This is a genomic window from Chromohalobacter sp. HP20-39 (genome assembly GCF_033052815.1).
GTDB lineage: Bacteria > Pseudomonadota > Gammaproteobacteria > Pseudomonadales > Halomonadaceae > Chromohalobacter.
The window spans coordinates 1-283 of sequence record NZ_JAWHTP010000538.1 but is presented as its reverse complement, the minus strand read 5'-3'; the positions used below and the strand labels follow the sequence as shown (position 1 = coordinate 283).

Genomic DNA, 283 nt, shown 5'->3' with positions numbered 1-283 from the left:
AGGCGGCGCCCGGTTTCTGGACCGTGCGAGTCAACCAGGACATTCGCATCGTCCTGCATAAAGACGGGGACCACACGTTGTTGGCGTGGGTGGGGCATCATAACGAAGCATATCGGTGGGCCGAACGGCGCCGGCTTGTGCCACATGAGCGGACCGGTGCGATGCAACTCGTCGAGGTCGTTGAGCGAACCGAAGAGCGTCTCGTTTACACCGAGAGAGTTCATGGAACTGCGCCAGAACCGGTAGCGACGCACCGGCCGTTCGCGACGCTATCTGATGATGC

Annotated in this window: 1 protein-coding gene; it reads right to left on the bottom strand. The window is 61.1% G+C overall.

The window, feature by feature from the left end:
* The coding region (locus RVY79_RS19100; protein ID WP_317466129.1) for a hypothetical protein at positions 1-254 on the bottom strand (254 nt) is incomplete at its 3' end.
* Positions 255-283: the final 29 nt, after the last annotated feature.